This window comes from Rugamonas violacea, from assembly GCF_016461825.1.
Taxonomy (GTDB): domain Bacteria; phylum Pseudomonadota; class Gammaproteobacteria; order Burkholderiales; family Burkholderiaceae_D; genus Rugamonas.
Window position 1 is genome coordinate 156,759 of sequence record NZ_JAEMNU010000123.1, and the last position, 21,551, is coordinate 178,309.

The 21,551-nt window shown below is 67.4% G+C and carries 17 protein-coding genes; 13 read left to right on the forward strand and 4 right to left on the reverse strand.

Features of this window, described 5'->3' with window-relative positions; translation table 11 throughout:
* The first annotated feature begins 39 nt into the window (after positions 1–39).
* The 4 genes from H7U20_RS22950 (at position 40) to H7U20_RS22965 (ending at position 4,728) form a co-directional block, all read left to right on the forward strand.
* Positions 40–477 carry a hypothetical protein gene (locus tag H7U20_RS22950; RefSeq protein ID WP_199761449.1) on the forward strand — a complete coding sequence of 146 codons (438 nt, stop codon included), beginning with the start codon at positions 40–42 and terminating at the stop codon, positions 475–477.
* Between the two features lie 661 nt (positions 478–1,138).
* Positions 1,139–1,762, forward strand: a complete 624-nt coding sequence (locus H7U20_RS22955) for a sigma-70 family RNA polymerase sigma factor (RefSeq protein ID WP_199761450.1) — start codon at positions 1,139–1,141, stop codon at positions 1,760–1,762.
* Complete coding sequence (locus H7U20_RS22960; RefSeq protein ID WP_199761451.1) at positions 1,759–2,766, forward strand: hypothetical protein; 1,008 nt, start codon at positions 1,759–1,761, stop codon at positions 2,764–2,766. Before H7U20_RS22955 ends, H7U20_RS22960 begins: the two co-directional genes overlap by 4 nt.
* Before the next feature lie 111 nt (positions 2,767–2,877).
* Complete coding sequence (locus H7U20_RS22965) at positions 2,878–4,728, forward strand: hypothetical protein (protein WP_199761452.1); 1,851 nt, start codon at positions 2,878–2,880, stop codon at positions 4,726–4,728.
* A 63-nt stretch (positions 4,729–4,791) separates the two neighbouring features.
* Here the strand turns inward: H7U20_RS22965 and H7U20_RS22970 are convergent, their stop codons facing one another.
* A complete protein-coding gene (locus tag H7U20_RS22970) occupies positions 4,792–5,784 on the reverse strand; it encodes an AraC family transcriptional regulator (protein ID WP_199761453.1) in 993 nt (330 codons plus the stop codon).
* Between the two features lie 80 nt (positions 5,785–5,864).
* Positions 5,865–8,870 carry a VIT domain-containing protein gene (locus tag H7U20_RS22975; RefSeq protein ID WP_233411001.1) on the reverse strand — a complete coding sequence of 1,002 codons (3,006 nt, stop codon included), beginning with the start codon at positions 8,868–8,870 and terminating at the stop codon, positions 5,865–5,867.
* Positions 8,871–9,278: 408 nt separating this feature from the next.
* Here H7U20_RS22975 and H7U20_RS22980 point away from each other — a divergent pair, with 408 nt between their 5' ends.
* Positions 9,279–10,691 (forward strand): DEAD/DEAH box helicase, encoded by a 1,413-nt coding sequence (locus H7U20_RS22980; protein ID WP_199761454.1) that lies wholly within the window; start codon positions 9,279–9,281, stop codon positions 10,689–10,691.
* A gap of 177 nt (positions 10,692–10,868) precedes the next feature.
* Here H7U20_RS22980 and udk read toward each other — a convergent pair whose 3' ends face one another.
* The gene (gene udk, locus H7U20_RS22985; RefSeq protein ID WP_199761455.1) at positions 10,869–11,510 is read right to left on the reverse strand and encodes a uridine kinase; all 642 of its coding nucleotides are present in this window, start codon (positions 11,508–11,510) and stop codon (positions 10,869–10,871) included.
* 212 nt (positions 11,511–11,722) lie between these two features.
* A complete protein-coding gene (locus H7U20_RS22990; RefSeq protein WP_199761456.1) occupies positions 11,723–12,619 on the reverse strand; it encodes a LysR family transcriptional regulator in 897 nt (298 codons plus the stop codon).
* 162 nt (positions 12,620–12,781) lie between these two features.
* On the opposite strand from H7U20_RS22990, the gene H7U20_RS22995 reads away from it, so the two are divergent.
* The 8 genes from H7U20_RS22995 (at position 12,782) to H7U20_RS23030 (ending at position 21,430) form a co-directional block, all read left to right on the forward strand.
* Positions 12,782–14,317 carry an efflux transporter outer membrane subunit gene (locus tag H7U20_RS22995; protein ID WP_199761457.1) on the forward strand — a complete coding sequence of 512 codons (1,536 nt, stop codon included), beginning with the start codon at positions 12,782–12,784 and terminating at the stop codon, positions 14,315–14,317.
* 4 nt (positions 14,318–14,321) lie between these two features.
* Entirely contained in the window at positions 14,322–15,560 is a 1,239-nt protein-coding gene (locus tag H7U20_RS23000) for an HlyD family efflux transporter periplasmic adaptor subunit (protein WP_199761458.1), read from the forward strand.
* Positions 15,560–17,197 (forward strand): DHA2 family efflux MFS transporter permease subunit, encoded by a 1,638-nt coding sequence (locus H7U20_RS23005; protein ID WP_199761459.1) that lies wholly within the window; start codon positions 15,560–15,562, stop codon positions 17,195–17,197. Before H7U20_RS23000 ends, H7U20_RS23005 begins: the two co-directional genes overlap by 1 nt.
* Positions 17,194–17,934: a siderophore-interacting protein gene (locus H7U20_RS23010; RefSeq protein ID WP_199761460.1), complete on the forward strand. Its 741-nt coding sequence runs from the start codon at positions 17,194–17,196 to the stop codon at positions 17,932–17,934. Before H7U20_RS23005 ends, H7U20_RS23010 begins: the two co-directional genes overlap by 4 nt.
* A 289-nt stretch (positions 17,935–18,223) precedes the next feature.
* On the forward strand, positions 18,224–18,697 hold the full coding sequence (locus H7U20_RS23015; protein ID WP_199761461.1) for a MarR family winged helix-turn-helix transcriptional regulator: 474 nt from the start codon (positions 18,224–18,226) through the stop codon (positions 18,695–18,697).
* A 9-nt stretch (positions 18,698–18,706) separates the two neighbouring features.
* Positions 18,707–20,077, forward strand: coding sequence for an MFS transporter (locus tag H7U20_RS23020; RefSeq protein ID WP_199761462.1), 1,371 nt, complete (start codon positions 18,707–18,709; stop codon positions 20,075–20,077).
* Positions 20,074–20,430: a GIY-YIG nuclease family protein gene (locus H7U20_RS23025; protein ID WP_199761463.1), complete on the forward strand. Its 357-nt coding sequence runs from the start codon at positions 20,074–20,076 to the stop codon at positions 20,428–20,430. The genes H7U20_RS23020 and H7U20_RS23025 overlap by 4 nt, the downstream gene beginning before the upstream one ends.
* A 37-nt stretch (positions 20,431–20,467) precedes the next feature.
* Complete coding sequence (locus H7U20_RS23030; RefSeq protein WP_199761464.1) at positions 20,468–21,430, forward strand: LysR substrate-binding domain-containing protein; 963 nt, start codon at positions 20,468–20,470, stop codon at positions 21,428–21,430.
* Positions 21,431–21,551 lie beyond the last annotated feature (121 nt).

Genomic DNA, 21,551 nt, shown 5'->3' on the forward strand with positions numbered 1-21,551 from the left:
GCGCCGGCTTGCTGGCATTCCTTTACCAATGGTCGAAATATGACAATTGATCCAAAGAAGTCGGCGCCCGCGCAAATTGAACCGAGCCACTCTGGCGGAGGCGGCATTGCGCCCGGCGGGAAGCCGCCCTATGATGGGAGTATGGAAGCCAGGCTATCAAAACTCGAAGAGTTCGCCTCGGACGCCAGGGAGCGCCTGGCAAAGATAGAGGTGCGCCTGGATCAAACAGCCACCAAGGCGGACATTGCGGAGGTTCGAACCGACCTGCACGAGCAGACCTCGACAATGATCAAATGGATAGTCGGCACGGTCTCGGGCCTCGGCGTTGCAGGCATCACCATCATGACCTTCGTCCTCAACAATGCAGTGCCAAAGGCGGCGCCTGTCGCTCCATCGGCACCGCAGGCGCCCATCGTGATCTATGCCCAGCCGGCACCGGTCGCCACGCCGCCGGTGGCGCCACCAGCCAAGCCATAAAGGACGACCGCCAGGCGGCTATTGCCCGTCGGCCTAGATGAACGCCGGTCCCCACGCCGTCACGAGCGGCTATGTCCTACGCGTCGGCTCGACGCGCCCTGCTCGCAAATGAAGTCACAAGGGTAAGTTTCGTAAAACCGCCCTGCCCGGTATTGTCCTTAGCCTGTATTCCGCCACATACGTCCATGCCGCCACCGACAAGCTACCGGCGGACTGCACCGGGCCGGCCGCGCCGGGCATCGAGATCAACCAGCCCACCACCGTGACGAGCACGTCCAACACGAGCAACGCAACGGGCTTATCGATCAACGCCACCGGCGGCGACAGCATCACCCACCATACGGACAATCGCAAGGGTGGCGACCGCAACTACCACTCGAGCGCCACCAATATCGATCAACGGGGCGCGCGCGCCTCCGACAAGAACATTCCGACCGAAATCAGGGAGGAGCAGCTATCAGTGCAATGCGGCTCGAATGTGATTACCCAGTCAGCCCAATCGGGCGATAGCGTCGACAAGAAAAAAGACGCCGACGTCACCGAAAAAATAAAAGACATACCAGGGCTGAATTGGAGGCCCGGTTCAACGTCGGCCCGCCGGTTTGATGCCGTCGAAGGCAACGCATTGCGCCGCCCCGCCATTGCCACTACACTTGCCGGCATGTTGACCGAGCCGACCGACGAGACCCTGATGCTGCGCTACCGCGACGGCGACCTGGCCGCCTTCCAGGAGCTGTACCGACGCCACTGCGGCGGCCTGTATCGCTTCCTGGCGTGGCGCTCGCCGCGCCGCGACTGGGTCGACGAGATCGCCCAGGACAGCTGGATCAGCCTGCATCAGGCGCGCGCCCGCTACCAGCCGCAGGCCAGCTTCCGCACCTATCTGTACCAAATCGCCCGCAACCGCCTGATCGACCTGCAGCGCCAGCCGCAGGCCCTGCTGGCCAGCGAGCTGGGTGCCGGCCACGATGGCGCGCCGCTGTTCGACCAGCTTGCCGATCACGCCCACGCCGCAGCCTGCCACGCCGACGCGCGCCACAGCAGCCAGGAGCGGGCCGTCGAGGCGCGCCAACGCGAGGCCGGCCTGCACGCCGCCATCGACACCCTGCCGGTCGAGCAGAAGGAGGCGCTGGTGCTGCAGCAGTTCAGCGGCATGAGCCTGGAGGAGATCGCCGCGCTGGTCGACGCACCACTGGAGACGGTGAAGAGCCGGCTGCGCTACGCCATGCGAAAATTACGTGAACAATTGTCGACCGAACTGGCCGCACAAGGGGAGCAGGCATGACAAGCAAGGGCAAAGACCACATCGACGACGACGACGAGTTCGAGGCCTTCCTGCACGGCGGCGGCGCGCTGGCGCGGCAGCTGTCCGCCCTGCCCCAGCCGCAGGCGCCGGCCGCGCTGGACGCCGCCATCCTGGCCGCCGTGCGGGCTGACTTGGCGCCCCCCGAATTGCGTCCGCTACCGGGCGTGAGCCGGCTGGCGCGCTGGCGCATGCCGCTGGCCACCGCCGCCAGCGCGATCGGCGCCATCTCGCTGATGCTGCAATGGCAGCAGCAACCCGAGTTCGAACGTATCGCGCCGCCGCGACCAAGCACCACGGCAGCGGCCACGGCCACGGCCGAATCGAGCGCCATAATGGCCGCGCCGGCGCCCGCTCCTGCCGCCGCCGTTACCACCACGGTTCCAGCTCCAGCTCCAGCTCCAGCTCCAGCCCCTGCGCCGGCCCCTCGCGCTGCCGTCTCGCGCCCCGCGATCCCGGTTGCCAATGCAGCAGCCGGCAGCGCCAAATCGCCTGGCGACGGCGCAGCGAGCATTCACGCTGCACCCCAGGCCGCGCCAGCCGAGCCACCGCCGCCCTTGGCGCGCGACAGCATGCCGTCGGCAACGACACCGGCCGGGGCAATGAAAAACCCCGCCATGGTCGAACAATCCGTCTACGCCCGCGCCACCAGCGCGCCGTCCGGCTATCTGCGCGCACCGGCGCCAGCACCAGCGCCAGCGCCGCCCGCCGCGCCCGTCGCCGGTTACGGGGCGCCTGCCGGCACCAACGCCGTCAACGTGACTGTCACCGGCTCACGCATCATGTCGGCGCCAACCGGCCCGGCAGTCGACGCCAAACCGGCCGACGCGGCGCGGGCACAGGCCTGGCTCAACGTCATCGACGAGATGCTGAAGGCCGGCCTGCGTCAGGACGCGTTGACCGAGTGGACGAAATTCCGCCTGGCCTACCCGGACTATCCGGTGCCCGAAACGCTGCATGCCCGGATCAAAGTGTTGCAGGAATAACGCGCCGGCGCCAAAAAACAGGGAAAACATAGTTAGCACAGGGAAATAATATTGCCCTGACAATGCCAACGTGGCAACATGCAGGGTCGAATTTTCAGCCCTGCGCGCCCTATGAAGAACAAAAATTTTCTCTCCATCGTCCAGTGGAAAACCTTGCTGGTGCTGTTGGCGTTGAGCTGCTTCACGCTCGAGATTTGGGCCGGTCTGTATTGGGAGCGCGCCATGTCGCCGGCAATGGCGGGCGATCTGCTGGCCGAGCTGGGGCCGTCCGACCGCGACTACCGCAATCCCATCATCAAGTTGCAGGCCGCCTCGCCGTTGGCCCAGGCCGGCGCCAAGGTCGGCGACCGCCTGGTCTTCGAGCATGCCGGCGACCGCTCGCGCCAGTTGGGCACGGACGAGACCATCGCCATGACCCTGTACTCGGCGCAAGGCAGCCGGCACATCGAGGTGCGCCCCATCGCCAACCCGGCGGGCGGCGGCTCGCCGCTGATGGTGAAGACCATCATGCTGTCGAACTGGGCGATCATCTACCTGTCGCTGCTGATCGCCGTGCTGACCGGCTGGCGCCGCGCCGACGACGGCGCCATGCGCGCCTTCGCGCTGGCACTGCTGGCCAACAGCTTCGAGTCGGTCTACGGCCAACTGCCCGGCGGCGCCATCCAGACCTGGCTGAACATGCTGGTCAAACCGGCCGGCTACCTGGTCGCCAACATCGCCTTCATCTACTTCACGCTGACATTTCCGACCGAGCGGCCGCACTTCCGCCTGGCCTGGGTGCGGCGCCTGTTCTACATCCAGGCCGCCGCCTTCCTGCTGTTCTCCAGCTACGTGACGGCGCAGGCGCTGCACCTGCTGCCCTGGTCGCTGCGCGAGCACACCCGGGTCGACCTGTGGGGCGAAACCATGGTCAACCTGTCGGTGGTGTTTTCGCTGACCGCCTTGTGGTTCTCCTGGCGCGCCAGCCAGGGCGCCACCCGCCAGCGCCTGGCCTGGATCGGCGTCTGCATGGGCGTGGTCTACGCCGTCCACTTCATCGCCAACCTCAATGGCACGCTGGGCGACCCGCTCAGCGGCGAGCTGTATCTGGCCTGCCAGATCGTCGCCATCATGCTGGCCTACTGCGGCCTGGCCTACGCGCTGCTGCGCCACCGCCTGTTCGACTTCGGCTTCGCCGTCAACCGCGCGCTGGTGTTCACCATCATCAGCACCATGCTGCTGATCGTCTTCAGCTTCACCGAATGGGCGGTCGACAAGCTGCTGCATTTCGAGGGCCGCGAGAAGAACGTCATCTTCGACGCCGGCGTGGCGCTGGCCATCATCCTGTCCTTCCACCGCATCCAGCATTGGGTGCGCCACAAGGTCGACCACACCTTCTTCCATCACTGGTATGAGGCGGCCGAGAAGCTGCGCCACTTCCTCGACAAGGCGGCGCACATCGCCGACGCGGCCGCGCTGCAAAACAAGTTCGTGCGGGCGGTCGAGCAGTTCGCCGGCGCCGACGGCGCCGCCGTCTACCTGCTCGACGCGCGCCAGAGTTTTACGCTGGCCCATTCGACGCTGCCCGGCGCGCCCGCCACGCTGGACCAGGATGACGACGTGGTGATCGACATGCGCCACGGCGCCGCCTCGGTGGACCTGAGCGAGCGCCGCCACGCCGTGCCGGGCGAACTGGCCCTGCCGATGATGGTGCGCGGCGAGCTGACCGGCCTGGTGCTCAGCGGCGCCAAGGCCGGCGGCCAACAATACCGTCCCGACGAAATCGCATTGCTGCGCACCGGCGTGCGCCAGTTGGGATTGGACCTGGAGACGTTGCGTCTGAAGGCGCTGGAGCGGCACGCCGCGCTGCTCACGCAAAAAACCGCCGAGCTGGAACAGAAGGCGGCGGCATACGCACGCGAAGCCGACGCGCTACGCCAAATCATCAATGGCGGCGGCCAGCTGCAAGCGATCACGCAATAGCGAATAGCCCCCGCCGAACCAATCTCGGCGGGGGCGGCATAATTGACTCAAGCTGGCTAAAGTTTAGAGCGCGCGCACCGGAATGCACAGCTCGCAGCTGAACTCACCGGTCAGCGGATCGAGCGCGCTGGCCGGCGCGAACTGCTCAAAGCAAGGCCGCTCGTCGCACTGCAGTCCACTCGACGGCAACCACTCGCGCATCAGCGTCATCCACGCCTCGCCAATGCTGGCCGGGCGGCCCTTGAATTGCGCCACCGCGTAGCGCCCGCCCGGCAGGGTGCCGACGCTGACCATGCCATTGCCGCGAAAATCATCCGGCACGGCGACGCAGGCGTCGTAGCGGCACTTGTCCGCACTCGTGACGCTGGGATCGTCGTGGCCGACGCCGAAGCACAAGCGCCCTTCCAAACCGTTCGATTGGATCCAAGGCGCCATCTTGTCGCGCCAAAATTCGCTCGCCGGCGCGCCGTAGGGACCGATGTGGCGGTGGAAGGCAATCCGCACTTGCGGCAAATCGATTACACGTACTTGCATGTCGTTCTTTCTATGGGGTTGGGAAGAGACTCCATAGTCGCCGGGCGCGCCCTGGCCCGCCTGATCGTGCTTGCTGTCGGCCTGATCCAGATTGCTCTGCCGCGCGCGCAGCGCTGCCAACTGCATCGTTTGGCGCTCGGGCGTGCCGGCGCGCCAGGCCGTCGGCGTGCAGCCGAACTTGAGTTTGAAAGCACGCGCGAAGGCTTCGCCGGAACCGAAGCCGCAGGCCAGCGCCGTCGCCAGCACCGATGCGCCGCTGCCGCAGGAGAGCCGCTGCGCCGCCACCTCCAGGCGGCGCCGGCGCGCGTAGTCGCCCAGCGTCTCGCCCATCCAGCCGGCGAAGATGCGGTGGAAATGGAAGCGCGAGAAGTTGGCGACGTCGGCCAGCTGGCTCAGCTCCAGCGGCGTGTCGAGATGGGTGTCGATGTAGTCGAGCACCCGGTTCATGCGCAGCGCATATTCGGCGCGGGCGACCCGCTGCAACGGCGCGTCGCCGTGGAATGGTGGTTGGTTCGATGTCATGGTTGCCGATTATGCCACGGGCGGCGTGGTAGCGATTGTGCCGATATCGTCACTCCGCGCCCGCGCCGCACCGTCCCCGCCTACTTCGGCTTGACCTCGAATTCGCCCACCAACACGGTCTCGCCGCGCCCCTTCAGGCGCAAGGTGATCAGCTTGTCCTGCACGGCGGCGCTACCAAAGCCGCTGCTCAGGCGCAGCTGCAAGGTGGTGGCGGCGGCCACCAGCTGCTGCCGGCTGCCGAAGAAATTCGCTTCGATTCTGTACTTGCCCGGCTTGGCGTGGCGCAGCGAAAACTCCTCCGGTCCGTAGCCACCGGTGAAGTCGAGCGACATGCGACCGCCCTGGTAGCTGAAGCGGTTGCCGTAGAAACAGCGCTCGCCGTTCGGGTCGGTCACCCACAGGTCCATGTCGCTGTTGTCGGCGTCCCAGCTCAGCACCGCGCGCAGGTCCAAGGGCATGTTCTTCAACAGGCGCGGATCGATGCGGCTGGTGTCGAGCGCCGCCTTGCGCGGCGCGTTGGCGATGATGGCGTTCATCTCGGCCAGCGCGATCAGCTCGATCTCGGCGAAGCGCTGGTCCCACGGCCGCAGCACCACCTCGTACAGCTGGTCGACGGCCTGCTGGGCGTGGCCGGCGGCGGCGTGGGCCAGGCCCAGGTCGCGGAAGGACTGCGGCTCCTCCTCGGCCAGTTCGCGCACCTTCTCGAACACGCCGATCGCCAACTCCGCCGCGCCGGCCTGCATCAGGCGATAGCCGAGGATGCGCAAGACGTGACGGTTCTCCAGGTCCATCTCGGCCAGATTGGACAGCACACGCAGCGCCAGCTCGCGCTGGCCGCGCTCGAACAGCAGGTCGGCCACGTCGAGGAAGAAGGCGCTGCTGTTGGTGTAGGAAGGCCGCTCGTCGAGGTAGATGGCGTACAGGCGGTCGCTGCTGGCCGCTTGCAGGCGGGCGATGTAGGGCGCGTCGGCGCGCCATTTTTGCAGCGACACGCCGATCTCGGTGGCGCCCGGCTTGGCCGGTTCCGACTCTGTGCGGCGCAGGAAGTTGGTCGCCGTCGCCACCACCGCCTCCGGCGGAGCCGGGGCCGGAGCCGGAGCGCCATATGCCGCATTGGCTGGCGTGCTGCGGCTGCCGCTCACCAAGACCTTCTCGCGCTCCCACGACGGCACCAGCGTCGGTGCCGGTGCCGGCAGCGGACGGACCGGCGACGGACGGACCGGCGGAGGCGGCCTGTCCTCGGCCTGCTCGTCAACCACGCCGCCTTTCGCTGGCAGGCGGTAGAGAAAATCCTTCGAATAGGACTTGTCCCACCAGGCGGCCTTCTGCTCGAAGGCGCGCACCACCCGGTCCAACTGCTTGCCGCGGCGCTGCGCCAGATCGCCGCGCCGCAGACCCTTGAGCGATTCGAACGCGGCCAGATACTGCGCCGGCGGCGTGACGTCGTAGCGCACGTAATCGTCCAGCGTGTCGAGCACCAGCAGCGAGGTCTCGCGCGTCGGCATGCCGAACTGCGTGCCCAGGCGGCGGATCGCCGCGCGGTGCAGCTCGTAGTCGGCCTCCAGCTGGTGCAGCTTGTAGCCGGCCCACAGCTGCGCCGCCAGCGCATGCTGTGGCGCGGCGGCGGACAGATCGACGCTCAGCTCGACCGGCCGCCCCTGCTGTAGTAGCGTCAGTTGCAGCTGCGCCGTCGGACTGGTCAGCTTGCCGGCCAGGCGCAGCAGAGCCGGCTGGCCGTCCACCGCGTCGACCGGCGCGCTCAACACCTCAGCGGCACCGCTGGCACGGATCGCCCGCAGTTGCACGCCCTCGCTCAGCAAGGCTTGCGCCGCGGCGCCGGGCAGGTCGGCACGGATCTGCACCAGGCGCCCGCCGGTGCGTTCGGCCAATGCGGCCAAACGCCCGCTGTCGGCGCTCAGCGCGGAGTTGAGCGCATACAAACGCTGCCCCGCCTTCAGCTCGGGAAAGCGCTGGCCGCCGTAGTTCAGCAGCCCGTCGCTGACCAAGAGGTATTCGCCAACGTCGGCCTGCGCGCGCCAGTCGGCCAGTGCGCTGGCGCCGTCGTACACGGTGTCCTGCAACGCCTTGCGCAGCGCGTCCCAGTTGCCGTTGACGACCTTGTAGCTGACGCCCGCCTCGGCGCGATCGCGCAGACGGGTCAGCCGCACCTCGCCATTGCCAAGCGCCTTGAAGTAAGGCTCCAGCTCGACCAGTTCGGCGGCATGCGCGCGGTTGGCGCCGGAGCCGGAGCTGTCCCACAGCAGGCCGACCACCTTCGGCAGCACGCGCGCGGCGCGCGACGCCGCCGCCGGCAGCGGCACCTCGGCCATGAAGTAGGTGGCGCCGTCGAACTGCTGGACGAAACTGCGCGGCTCGGCGCTGGCCGGCAGCAGCAGCTTGAGCGTGCCGTCCAGGCTGACGTGCTCCTTGACGATCTGCGCCTCGTAACCGCCGGCGCGGCGCGTGAAGGCCAGCTCGGCCAAGGTGCCGCTGGCCTGCGGCGCGGCGTCGACGCCGTTCAACTGCAGCCGCAAATTCAAGCCGCGCGCCACCTCGCCATACGCCAGCGGCAGGCGATAGGCCCAGTTGGCGCCCTCGCGTTCCAGCGGCTCGGCATACGTCAATTCGACCGTGCGGGTGCCCTGCGCGGCGATCGGATACACGCGCAGCTGGAAGTTGTTGCCCTGGGTTTGCTCCAGCAGCGCCGGATCGACGCGGCGCCGCTCCAGCTGCTCGACGATCTGCCGCCCCTTGGCCTTCTCCACCGGCACGGCCGGCCGCAACTGCCCCTCGACGTCGAGCGCGAAGGCGGTGATCTGCTGGCCCGGCAGCAGCGGGAACTGCAGCCGCCCCTCCAACGCGCGCTGGTTCGGATTGAAGAACACCATACGCACCCTGGTCAGCGCCATGCCGCCGCTGACACTGCCGTCGATGTCCAGGCTTTGCAGCCGCAACGCCCGCTCGCCGCCCAGCGTCGCCATGAGCGGCGGCACGCCGTTCGGCGCGGCGGCGACAGCGCCGCCGCCAACCGCGCAGCACAGCGCCAGCACGGCCCCCATCACTCGTCTCAACATTTGCTGCAACATAGTCCCCTCCGTGTTCCCGGAACATCCCGGCATGGGGTGTGAAACGGACGACACGACGACACGGGGTCGCAAACTTACAAATAGATACAACTTGCTGTTTCATAGGGCGCGCTCATATGCGCAAACTCATTAATGCGTGCAAAAACAGTAGAAATACGGTATAGTGTCGTTTGTGCGCTGCAACACTTGCAGCCACCCATAATAATTAGCAGCTTCGCAAGCCCTAGCGCATCCCTCGGATGACGCTTCTAAAGCCCTCCCGCCTTGTGTGTCGCACCTGACACCGTCCCGGCGCAAAGCTTTTGTGCCGAAATTTCTTTCGATTTTGATTGAGTCATTTCGTTTTGGTTGGCGTTGCTATTTTGCGTTCTGCTTTTGCACGAACGCTGATTTTTACGAAAGAAAAGAATGACATTTGAAGCATTAGGTCTCAACACGTCCATTATCAAAGCCCTGACCGACGCCGGCTACACCGCGCCTACCCCGGTTCAAGAGCAAGCGATTCCTGCCGCCATCGAAGGCAAGGACTTGTTGGTATCCTCGCAAACCGGCTCCGGCAAGACCGCCGCGTTCATGCTGCCGTCGTTGCACCGCTTGTCGCTGGAAGGCGAACAAAGCGCCGCCGGCAAAACCGCGAACCAAGAAATGCAAGCCGCCCGTGCGCGCGGCGAGCGTCCACGTTTCAAAGCCGCCCAGCCAAAAATGCTGGTGTTGACCCCGACCCGCGAACTGGCCCTGCAAGTCACCTCGAACACCGACAAGTACGCCGTCAACCTGCGTCGCCTGAAGGCCGTCTCGATCCTGGGCGGCATGCCTTACCCTAAACAGATGCAACTGCTGGCCAAGAATCCTGAGATTCTGGTGGCGACCCCCGGCCGTCTGATCGACCATATGGAGTCGGGCAAGATCGATTTCTCGCAACTGGAAATCCTGGTGCTCGACGAAGCCGACCGCATGCTCGACATGGGCTTCATCGACGACATCGAAAAAATCGTCGCTGCGACCCCGGACAACCGCCAGACCATGCTGTTCTCGGCGACCCTGGATGGCGTGGTCGGCAACATGGCCCGTCGCATCACCAAGAACCCGCAAGTGATCCAAGTGGTCAGCGCCGCCAACAAGCACGAGAACATCTCGCAGCGCGTCCACTTCGTCGACGACCTGTCGCACAAGAATCGCCTGCTGGACCATCTGCTGCGCGACGAAACGCTGGACCAGGCCGTGGTCTTCACCGCCACCAAGCGTGACGCCGACACCATCGCCGACCGTCTGAACATCGCCGGTTTCTCGGCCGCCGCGCTGCACGGCGACATGCACCAGGGCGCGCGCAACCGCACCCTGGACGGCATGCGCCGCGGCCAGGTGAAGGTACTGGTTGCCACCGACGTTGCCGCCCGCGGTATCGACGTTCCAACCATCACCCACGTGTTCAACTACGACCTGCCGAAGTTCCCGGAAGACTACGTCCACCGCATCGGCCGTACCGGCCGCGCTGGCCGCAACGGTCTGGCGATCTCGCTGGTGAACCACGCCGAAGGCATGAACGTCAAGCGCATCGAGCGCTTCACCAAACAGCTGATCCCGGTCAACGTCGTCGAGGGCTTCGAGCCTAAGAAGACCGCCTCGGCCACCCGCTCGACCTCGCGTCCGGGCGGCTGGAAACCAGGCGACAACCGCAGCCCTGCGGCCAAGCCAGGCCAGCGCACCTTCAGCAAGCCGGGCGCACCGCGCAAAGACGGCGGCAGCACCGGCGGCTACAAGGGCAGCAGCGCCCGTCCAGCCGACGGCGGCGCCCGTCGCAGCAGCTACGGCGATCGTTAATCGCCACGGCGACTAGCATCCAGTAGTACCTGGCCAGCAAAAAAGCCACTTCCGAATTCGGAAGTGGCTTTTTTTATTGCGCTTGGATTTGTTGTTTGGTGACTGCCGCGAACCTGGTCCGGGCATGGGCGCTTGGCGCAACCGCGGCCGATGCCGGGGGAGTTCCAGGCGATGAAGTCAGGGCCGCTTCAACTGGCCGATAACGCTCGCAATCTTGGTGGTGATCACATCGACGGCCGGGCCATTTGCGCCATGCGGAATAATGACATCGGCGTTGCGCTTGGTCGGCTCGATGAATTGCTGGTGCATCGGGCGTACTGTTTCCAGATACTGGCCGACGACGCTTTCCACCGAACGGCCGCGCTCGGTAATATCTCTTTGCATACGGCGGATGAAGCGAACGTCGGAGGCGGTGTCGACAAAGATCTTCAGCGACATCATTTTGCGCAGGTCCGCGTCATACAAGGCAAACAAGCCTTCGATCACGATAACCGGGGCCGGCTTGACCGCAATGGTCCGGTTGGAGCGGTTGTCGAGCGTGAAGTCGTATTCGGGCATCTCGATCGCCTCGCCATTGCGCAAGGCCTGGACGTGCCGCACCAGCAATGGCCAGTCGAAAGCCTGCGGATGATCGTAATTCTGCTTGCGGCGGACTTCAGGGGTGAGATGGGATTGGTCGCAGTAGTAGTCGTCCTGCATCACCACCGAGACCATATCAGCGCCAAACGACGCTAGCACTTGCTGGGACACCGTGGACTTGCCACTGCCGCTTCCGCCAGCGACACCAATGACAAACGGTTGGAAAGAAATCTTATTCATGCCGAATGATACCGGAACCGCGACCGAACCGACAGGAACCGGCTGATCCGATCAGGGCGAGTTCGCCATGCCGGCAGGATGCAGTAACGCCGCCAACGCTCGCTGTCACGTATTCTGCTTCCCGAAAGAAATCGACCCGAACCCCGGCCTCGTCAACGAACTGGGTGGGACAGTCTTCTCGACTGCTCATATTCAGTTCACCGTGGCGCGCCTCAATAGGCCTGCTCGCAGGACTGCTTGAGCAGCGCGCGCAAGGCGCGGTGGCCGGGGTCGGCGTTGTAGCGCGGATGCCAGGCCTGCGAGATGGTGACCAATGGCGTCTCCACGGGTAGATCACGGCTGCGCATGCCGTGGCGCGCGGTCTGCGTCAGGCGCTCGGCCACGGTGGCCACCAGATCGGTCTCGCGCGCGATGGCCAGCGCCTCGGCAAAGGTCGGCGCCACCGCCGCCACGCGCCGGCTCAGACCCAGCTCCGCCAGTGCCTCGTCGAGCGGCCCGCTGGTGCGGCCACGGCGCGACACCGTGACATGGCCGCAGTCGGCGAACAGCTGCGGCGTCATCTCCGGCGCCTGCTCCAGCGCGTGGCCAAGGCGGAACGCGGCGATGAAGCGGTCCTTGAACAAGGTCTGCCGGACGATCTCCGGGCCGATGTCGTTGATGACGCCGATGTCCAGATCGATCAACCCGGCGCGCAGCGCCTCCACGTCCTGCAAACCCTGCGAGCGGAAACGGATCTGCACGCGCGGCGCGGCCTTCATCAAGGCGCGCAACAGCACCGGGCCGAAGCTACTGACAAAACCGTCGTCGGCGCGGATGGTGAAGCTGCGCTCCAGCGTATGAAAATCAAACTCTCCGCCCTGCTGCAACAGCGCCTGCGCCTGCGCCACCAGCGTGCGGGTGCCGTCGCGCAGCTGTTCGGCGCGCGCGGTCGGCGCCATCACCCGGCCGGCGCGCACGAAGATCGGATCGCCCACCACCAGACGGATGCGCGCCAGCGTGCGGCTCATGGTCGGCACGCTCTGGTTCATGCGTTCGGCGGCGCCGGTCACGCTGCCCTCGGTGAGCAGCGCGTCGAGGGCGATCAACAGGTTCAAATCCAGTGTTTGCATGGTCGGGATGCGGCCCCTTGAGGAAGCCGCCGAGTCAAATTTCGGCCCACCTTAACACGGAAGTCAGTTTCACCAGATGAAAGTCATTGTTACCACGACGATCATTTTCAAACATCATCGAGCCACCTAAGCTGGCGACTTCCATCTTGATAAGGAAGCGCCATGTTGCAACACAGACGATCCCGTCTCCCCGCCGGCCTGCTGGCCGGCTGCTGTTTGTTGGCGGTGGCCGGCTGCCAGACCGGCAAAGACATCCATCCGCAGGCCACGCCGCTCCAACTCGACACCATCCAGGCCGGCCAGAGCATCACCACTCAGGCCAACACTACAGCGGCCGGCCATCCCGCCCCTGCCGCCCTCGCCGCCGCCGACTGGTGGCGCAGCTATGGCGATCCGCAGCTGGAGCGCCTGCTCGGCGCGCTGGCCGAACAGGCGCCCGACATCGCCCTGGCCGAGGCGCGCATCCGCCGCGCCCAGGCCGCCGTGGATACCATCGGCGCCGCCGACGCGGTGCAGATCAATGCCAACGCCAGCGCGGCGCTGGAACACTTCCCCGACCACTACAGCTATTCGTCCCGGTACGCCGGCAAGAGCGGCAGCGAGGGCGCGCTATTGGCCGACGCGCGCTACCGCTTCGACTTTTGGGGCAAGCGCAAGGCGGCAACCGCGTCGGCACAGGCGCGCCAGCAAGCGGCGCTGGCCCAGGCGTCCGACGCCAGCTTGCTGCTACAAACCGCCATCGTCGGGGCCTACCTTCATCTCGACAACAGCCACAAGCTGCGCGCCCTGGCCGAGGCGGCGCTGAACCGGCGCCGGCAAACCATCGCCTTGCTGGCGAGCCGCGTACGCGCCGGCCTGGCCACCGAGCTTGACGTGGTGGCGGCACGCGACGCGCTGACGCAAACCCGCAGCGAGCTGGTCGCCATCGACACCGAACTACCGCGCCGGCGCCACCAGATTGCCGCGCTGCTGGGCCAAAGTCCGGCCTTCGGCGACACGCTGACGGCGCCGGCCCTGCTGCAACTGGCCGATCCGCTGCCGCCCTCCACCCTGCCCGCCTCGCTGCTGGCGCGGCGCCAGGACGTGCAGTTCCAGCGCGCCATCGTCGAGGCGGCGCAGCAGGACATTGTCGTGGCCCGCGCCGCCTTCTATCCCGACATCGACATCGCGGCCTTCGCCGGCCTGCGCGCCTTCGACCTTGGACAGCTGATGCGCCCCGGCAGCGTGGCCGCCGGTGTCGGCCCGGCATTGAGCCTGCCACTGTTCGACGGCGGCGCGCGACGCGGCCAGCTCAAGCAACGCAGCGCCGACTACGATGCCGCCGTCGCCAGCTATCACCAGACCGTCATGACGGCACTACAGCAGGTGGCCGACGGCGTCGTCGCACTACGCGGCGCACGCCTGCGCGATGAGCTGACACGGCAAACCACGCAGGACTGGCGCCAGGCCGCCACCCTGCAACAGCAACGCGCACACGGCGGCATGGCCGGCGCGCTCGACGTCAATGCCGCCCAACTGGCGCTGCTCGGCGCCGAGCGCCGCGCACTGGAAGCGGCGACGCGCACCGCACTGGCCCAGCTCGACCTGATCCGCGCCCTCGGCGGCACTTGGCGCCCCGCCACCGCCATTGCCACCACAGCCGCCGCCGTTGCCGCCGTTGCCGCCGTCGTCCCGTCCATCCCCACCTCACATCGCTAACACCATGAACAACACCGAAAACAATCCAAACATCCCCGCCACCAAGCGGCCACGCCACATCGTCACAGGGCTTGGCGCCACCGCTTGTGTCGCGGTACTCGCCGTCGGCGCCTGGTGGATATTCTCCGACGACCCAATCCGCAGCACCGACGACGCCTATGTCGGCGGCCAGGTGGTGCAACTGACCGCGCAGGTGCACGGCATGGTCAGCCGCGTCCTGGCCGACAATAGCGACCGTGTCGCCGCCGGCGCGCCGCTGGTCGAGATCGACCCGGCCGACGCCCGCATCGAACTGGCGGCGGCCGAAGCCCAACTGGCACAAGCGCTGCGCAGCGTGCGCGGCTTCAACGCCGGCGCGCAGCGCTACCGCGCCGACATCGAAGCGCGCCAGGCCGAGCTGGACCGCGCCCAGGCCGACCTCGCCACGCGCAAGACCATCGCCGCCTCCGGCGCCGTCACCGCCGAGGAAGTGCGCCACGCCGCCGACGCCGTGCGCAGCGCCAAGGCCGCGCTGCAAGCGGCCCGGCAGATGGCGGCACAGGCGCTGACCCAGATCAGCGGCGCCAGCGTCAGCGCCCATCCGGCCGTCGACGCGGCGGCGCAGCGCGTGCGCGCGGCCCAGCTGGCCCTGCTGCGCGGCAGCGTGCAGGCGCCGGTGGCCGGTATGGTGGCGCAGCGCAGCGTGCAGCTGGGCCGCCGCGTGCAGCCGGGCGAACGGTTGATGTCCATCGTGCCGCTCGACCGCCTGTGGGTCGATGCCAACTTCAAGGAGGTGCAGTTAAAGGGCGTCTGCCCGCAGCAGGCGGCCACCGTCACCGCCGACGTCTACGGCAAATCGGTGGTCTACCACGGCCACGTCGAGGACATCGAGGCCGGCACTGGCGCCGCCTTCGCCCTGCTGCCGGCGCAGAACGCCACCGGCAACTGGATCAAGGTGGTGCAGCGGGTGCCGGTGCGCATCCGCCTGGAGCGCGCCGAACTGCTCAGCCATCCACTGCGCATCGGCATGTCGACCCGCGTCAGCATCGACACCAGCAACTGCCCCGCCGTTGGCGCCACCGCGCGCGCCGCCAAGGTGGACGATGCCAGCGCGTTGTACGCGGCACAAAGCGCGGCCGCCGACGTCCACGTGCGCCAGCTGATCGACGGCAGCGTCGCCAACTCCAGCAGCATCGCTGCGGCCGCAGCCACAGTCCGCAACGGCACTCGCGGCGCGGCCGGCGCCGGCGGCGGAGCACAATAATGAGCGCGACGAATAGCACCGCGACTGGCGGCGGGCCTGGCGCAACGAAGCCGGCCAGTGCCGCCACGGCGCCAGCCAAGCAGCCCATCCTGCCGCTCGAAGGCGGCACCCGCACGCTGGCCACGCTGTCGCTCGGCCTGGCCTCGTTCATGGCGGTGGTCGACATCACCATCGCCAACGTCTCCGTGCCCACCATCGCCGGCAACCTGGGCATCAGCTCTGACGAGGGCGAATGGATCATCACCTCCTTCGCCATCGCCAACGCGATCTGCATCCCGCTCACCGGCTGGCTGTCGCGCCGCTTCGGCCAGGTGCGCCTGTTCCTCGCCGCGATCACCGCCTTCACCATCGCCTCGGTGCTGTGCGGGTTGGCCACCTCGTTCGAATCGCTGCTCGCCTGCCGCATCCTGCAAGGCGCCGTGGCCGGCCCCATCGTGCCGCTCAGCCAAGCGCTGCTGGTCGCCGTCTTCCCCAAGGAGAAGCAGGCGCTGGCCGTCGCCATGTGGGCCATGACCAACATGGCCGGACCGGTGGCCGGGCCGCTGCTGGGCGGCTGGCTCACCGACACGTTTACTTGGCCGTGGATTTTTTTGGTCAACGCGCCGGTCGGCCTGTTCGTCGTGCTGAGCACCTCCACGCTGCTGCGCGGCCGCGACACGCCGACGCTCAAGCTGCCCATCGACCTGCCCGGATTGACGCTACTCGCGCTGGCCATCGGCAGCCTGCAGTTGACGCTGGACCGAGGCCGCACGCTGGACTGGTTCGCCTCCAACGTCATCTGCGCTTCGGCGGCGGTGGCGCTGCTCGGCTTCGTCGCGCTGATCGCGTGGGAGCTGCGCACGCCCCACCCGATCATCGACCTGCGCCTGTTCAAGCAGCGCAATTTCGCCGTCGGCACGGCCGCCGTCGCGCTGGGCTTCGGCTTCTACTTCGCCGCGCTGGTGCTCACGCCGCTATGGCTGCAGACCGACATGGGCTACAGCTCCACCTGGGCCGGCCTGGTCACCTCGCCGATGGGTCTGTTCGGCATCGCGCTGGCGCCCTTCCTCGGCCAGTGGGTGCGCAAGACCGACGCGCGCCGCTTCGCCAGCGTCGCCTTCCTCGCCTGGATCGCCGTGGCGCTGTGGCGCTCGACGATGACCACGGCGGTCGGCGCCGACATCATCGCCCTCAGCTGCCTGGCGCAGGGCATCGGCATCGGTTTCTTCCTCACGCCGCTGGTCAGCCTGTCGCTGGCCGGCCTGGCGCCGGAGAAGATCGCCGCCGCCTCCGGCCTGCAAACGGCGATCCGCATGATGTCCGGCAGTCTGGTGGCGTCGCTGGCCGGCACCTTCTGGGAGCACCGCGCGCGCTTCCACCAAAGCCATCTGGCCGACACGCTCAGCGGCTGGGGCCAGCAGAGCGTCGCCGTGGTCGGCCGCTTGACCGGCGCCGGCTTCTCGCCCGAGCAGGCCTGGGCCGTGGTCTCGCGCCAGCGCGAGATCCAGGCCCGCATGCTGTCGCTGAACGATTTCTTCGTCCTGTCCGCCCTCGCCTTCGCCGTCGCCTTGCTCATCGTCTGGCTCGCCCGCGCGCCGGCCAAGGCGCCCGCCCCCGTCACCGTCAGCGTCCCCGTCACCACCGGAGCCAAACCATGAACACCACAAAACCGCCCCGCACCACCTATCTGGCCGAGGTGGTGCAGATCCGCGACCTGAGTCCCGCCATGCGCCGCATCTCCGTTGCCAGCCACGCCTTGCGCGCGCTGCGCATTGAGCTGCCCGGCCAGTGGATGAAGACCTTCTTTCCCGCGCCGGACGGCGTTCGCCCAATCGGCCGCGCCTACACCGTGCGCGCCTTCGACCAGGCCGCCGGCCAGCTCGACCTCGACTTCGTGATGCATGGCGACGAAGGTCCGGCCGGCCACTGGGTGCTCAACGCCCGCCTCGGCGATGTGCTGAGCCTGGCCGGGCCGCGCGCCGGCTACGTCATCGACCCGCATGCCGGCAACCACCTGTTGATCGGCGACGCCACCGCCCTACCCGCCATCGCCAGCATCGTGCAGGCGCTGCCGCCGCAGGCCAGCGCCGACGTGCTGCTGGAAGTGGCCGGTCCGCGCGAACGGCAGGAGCTGCACGGCGCGGCCCGGCACCGCGGCACCTGGCTGTATTCCGGTGCCGCGCCGGCCGGCACCAGCGGCCAGCTGCTGGCGGCCGTGCGCGCCAGCCGGATCGACGCCGACAGCGTGCGCGTCTGGCTGGCCGGCGAGTCGGCGATGGTGCGCGCAGTGCGCCAGCACCTGCTGATCGAGCGCGGTTTGCCGCGCGCCTTCCTCACCAGCGCCGGCTACTGGAAGCTCGGCGACGCCGACCACCGCGAGCGCGACGAGGAATGAGGCCATGGCGAGCCGCCATCAACACGCACGTTTGCTGGCGACTCGCTTGCCCCCAAAGGCAGAACCTAGGGTCAGACCCAGCGGGTCTGACCCTGGCTTTTGCCGCTGGGTCTAGCCGGCTTTTTGCCGCCGGCCCTAGCCGCCTTTTGCCGCCGGCCCCACCCAGCCATTCCGTGCCTGGCAAAAAACCGCTTGCGCGGATCTTTAGTTGCGATATACTTGAGCACTCAAGCATTACTCAAATAAAACTCAAGTAATGTCATCGTCACACCGCTAGAAGGAACCCACCATGAGCGACCACAACACCAACACCGACCTGCCCGCCATCGGCGCGGCGCTCGACTTCACCCTGCGCCTGGCGCGCGCCCAAGCCGTCATGCTGCGCCGGCTCGACGCCACGCTGGGCGGCCACCACGGCATCAGCTTCAGCGACTTCATGCTGCTGCTCTACCTGAACCGCGCGCCCGGCGGCCGGCTGCGCCGCGTCGACCTGGCCGAACGCCAGGGCCTGACCGCTTCCGGCGTCACGCGCACCCTGCTGCCGCTGGAGAAGATCGGGCTGATCAGCCGCGAGACCGACCCGCGCGACGCCCGCGTCGGCTTCGCCGCCATCACGCCGACCGGCCAGACCATGCTCAACAACGCGCTGCTGACGGCGCAGCAGACCTGCGCCGAACTGCTGCGCAACTGTCCGGCCAACCAGTTGGACGCGCTCGGCGCCGCGCTCGGCCAGGTGGCCGGCGTGCACTTCACCACCACGTAAGGGACCGCCATGACGGACACCAAAGCCCAGCGCGCCGCCCTGACGCGCAACCCCAACTTCCGCTGGCTGATGCGCGGCAGCGTCGTCTCCCTGCTCGGCGACCAACTAACCCTGATCGCCCTGCCCTGGCTGGTGCTCAAGCTGACCGGCGACCCGCTGGCGCTGGGCCTGGTGGTGGCGATGATGAGCGTGCCGCGCGCGATCTTCATCCTCATCGGCGGCGCCCTGGTCGACCGCCACTCGCCCAAGCGCGTGCTCATGCTCAGCAAGTACGCCAACGCCGTGCTGCTCGCCTTGCTGACGGCGCTGGTGCTCACCCCGCAAACGCCGCACACCATCGCGCTCAGCGACACGCTGTCGTTCACGCTGCTGGTCGGCCCGCAGATGACGCTGTCGGTGCTGTATGCGCTGGCCCTGGCGATCGGTCTGGCGCAAGCCTTCAGCATCCCGGCCGGCACCTCCATCCTGCCGCGTGCCATCGCCCCCGAACATCTGGATATGGCCAACGGCATCATGATGGGACTGCGCCAGATCTCCATGCTGGCCGGCCCGCTGCTGGCCGCCGCCCTGATCGCGCTGGGCGGCGACGGCGGCACCGGAAGCAACGGCACCAACAGCAACGGCATGATCGCCAACGCCCACGGCATCGCGCTGGCCTTCGGCATCGACTGCCTCAGCTTCCTGCTGTCGGCCTGGACCCTGTCGCAGGTGCGCATGCCGCCAGCGGCGCCGGCGGCAAACCAGCCGGCGGTGCTGCGCGCCGTCGGCGCCGGCCTGTTGATGGTCTGGCGCGACCACGCGCTGCGCACCTGCTTCACCTACTGGGGCGTGGTGGCCTTGTTCATCGGCGGCTCGCTGCAAGTGGCGCTGCCGGTGCTGGCCGACCAAGAACTGCACGGCGCCAGCGCCTTCGGCCTGCTGATGGGCGCCAACGGCAGCGGCATGTTGATCGGCATGGCCATCGCGGCGGTGGGCGGCGCGCGCCTGCGCCTGGCCAGTTTCGGCGCCACCATCCTGCTGGTCGACGCGCTCGCCGGCGCCCTGCTGATACCGCTCGGCGCCATCCAAGCCACTTGGCAAGGCGCCTTGCTGTTGCTGCTGATCGGCGTGCTGTCCGGCTTCATGCAGATCGCCGTGTTCAGCTGGATCCAGCGCCGCGTGCCGCGAGAGATGATGGGCCGCGCCATGAGCATCTTCATGTTCATCTTCATGGGACTGGCGCCCTTGTCGGCGGCGGCCACCGGCTGGCTGCTGCAGTCGATCAGCCTGACCCAGTTGTTCGCCGGCGGCGGCGCCCTGTTGCTGCTGTTCGCCTTGACGGCGGCAATCGCCACGCCGATGCGCCGCATCGCTTACACTAACAGCACGGAGCCAACATGAAGCAAGCTAATGCGCGCAAGGCGGAACTGAAAACCGCCTACAAACTCAGCCCGCCACCAGCCGGCATCGTGGTCATCCGCCACATCGCCAGCGGCAGGGCCTTGATCGAGGCCAGCCGCAATCCGGCAGGCCTGTTGAACCGCCATCGCTTTCAACTCGGTTTTGGCCAGCACCGCTACGCCGCCCTGCAAGCCGACTGGCGGCGCGACGGCGCGGCCGCCTTCGACTGCGCCGTGGTGGCGACGCTGGAGCCCTCGTCCGACCCGGCCGTCGACGCCGACGCCGAGCTGGCGGCGCTGCTGGCGCGCCATCTGCAAGGCTGCGCGCGTGGCGCGGCCAACTCCTACCTGTAAAATCTAGGCCGCACACACACTCGGGACACTGCAAGCGATGGAAACGAAATGGCTGGAAGACTTCATCTCGCTGGTCGAGACCAACAACTTTAGCCGCTCGGCGGCGCTGCGCCACGTCACGCAGCCGGCCTTTTCGCGCCGCATCCAGTCGCTGGAGAACTGGCTCGGCACCGACCTGATCGACCGCACCTCCTACCCGACCCGCCTGACCCCGGCCGGCGTGGTGTTCTACGAACAGGCGCTGGAGATGCTGGCGCAGATCAACGGCGCGCGCGACATGCTGCGCTCCAAGCGCGCGGCGGCGCAGACCAGCATCGACCTGGCGGTGCCGCACACGCTGTCGCTGACCTTCGTGCCGAAATGGCTCACCGCGCTGGAGCACGACTTCGCCCCCATCAGCAGCCGCCTGATGGCGCTCAACGTGCACGACGCCGTGCTGCAACTGGTCGAAGGCGGTTGCGACCTGCTGCTGTGCTACCACCACCCGCGCCAGCCGGTGCAGCTCGACCCGGGCCGCTACGACATGCTGGTGATGGGCCGCGAGTCGCTGCGCGCCTACGCCCGCTGCGACAAGAACAAGGTGCCCGAGTTCACCCTGCCGGGCAGCGCCAAGGACCCGCTGCCGTTTTTGTCGTACACGAATAACGCCTACCTGGGCCGCATGGTCGACCTGATTTTGGCCGACACCAAACAGCAGCTGCACCTCGACCCGCAATACGAAACCGACATGGCCGAGGGTTTGAAGATGATGGCGCTGGAAGGACGCGGCATCGCCTTCCTGCCCGAGTCGGCGGTGACCCGCGAGCTGAAACAAAAACAACTGGCGCGCGCCGACGGCGGTGTGCCGGACTGGGAGATCGAGATGGACATCCGCCTCTACCGCGAGCGCCCGTCGCCGCAGCGGCGCGGCAAGGCCATCGTCGAACGCTTGTGGGAGTTCCTCGAACACGAGCAGAAAAACGCCAACCGCAAGCGCCGCGTGGCCGTCTCCGAGCGCTGATTGATGAAACCCACAGGCGACATCTGGGGTCGGACCCGGCGGGTCCGACCCCGGCTCTCCGCCTTTGGGTGGTTTGTAGCCGCCAGCCCCAAAACTTCACGACACCAATATCCGCCCCGCC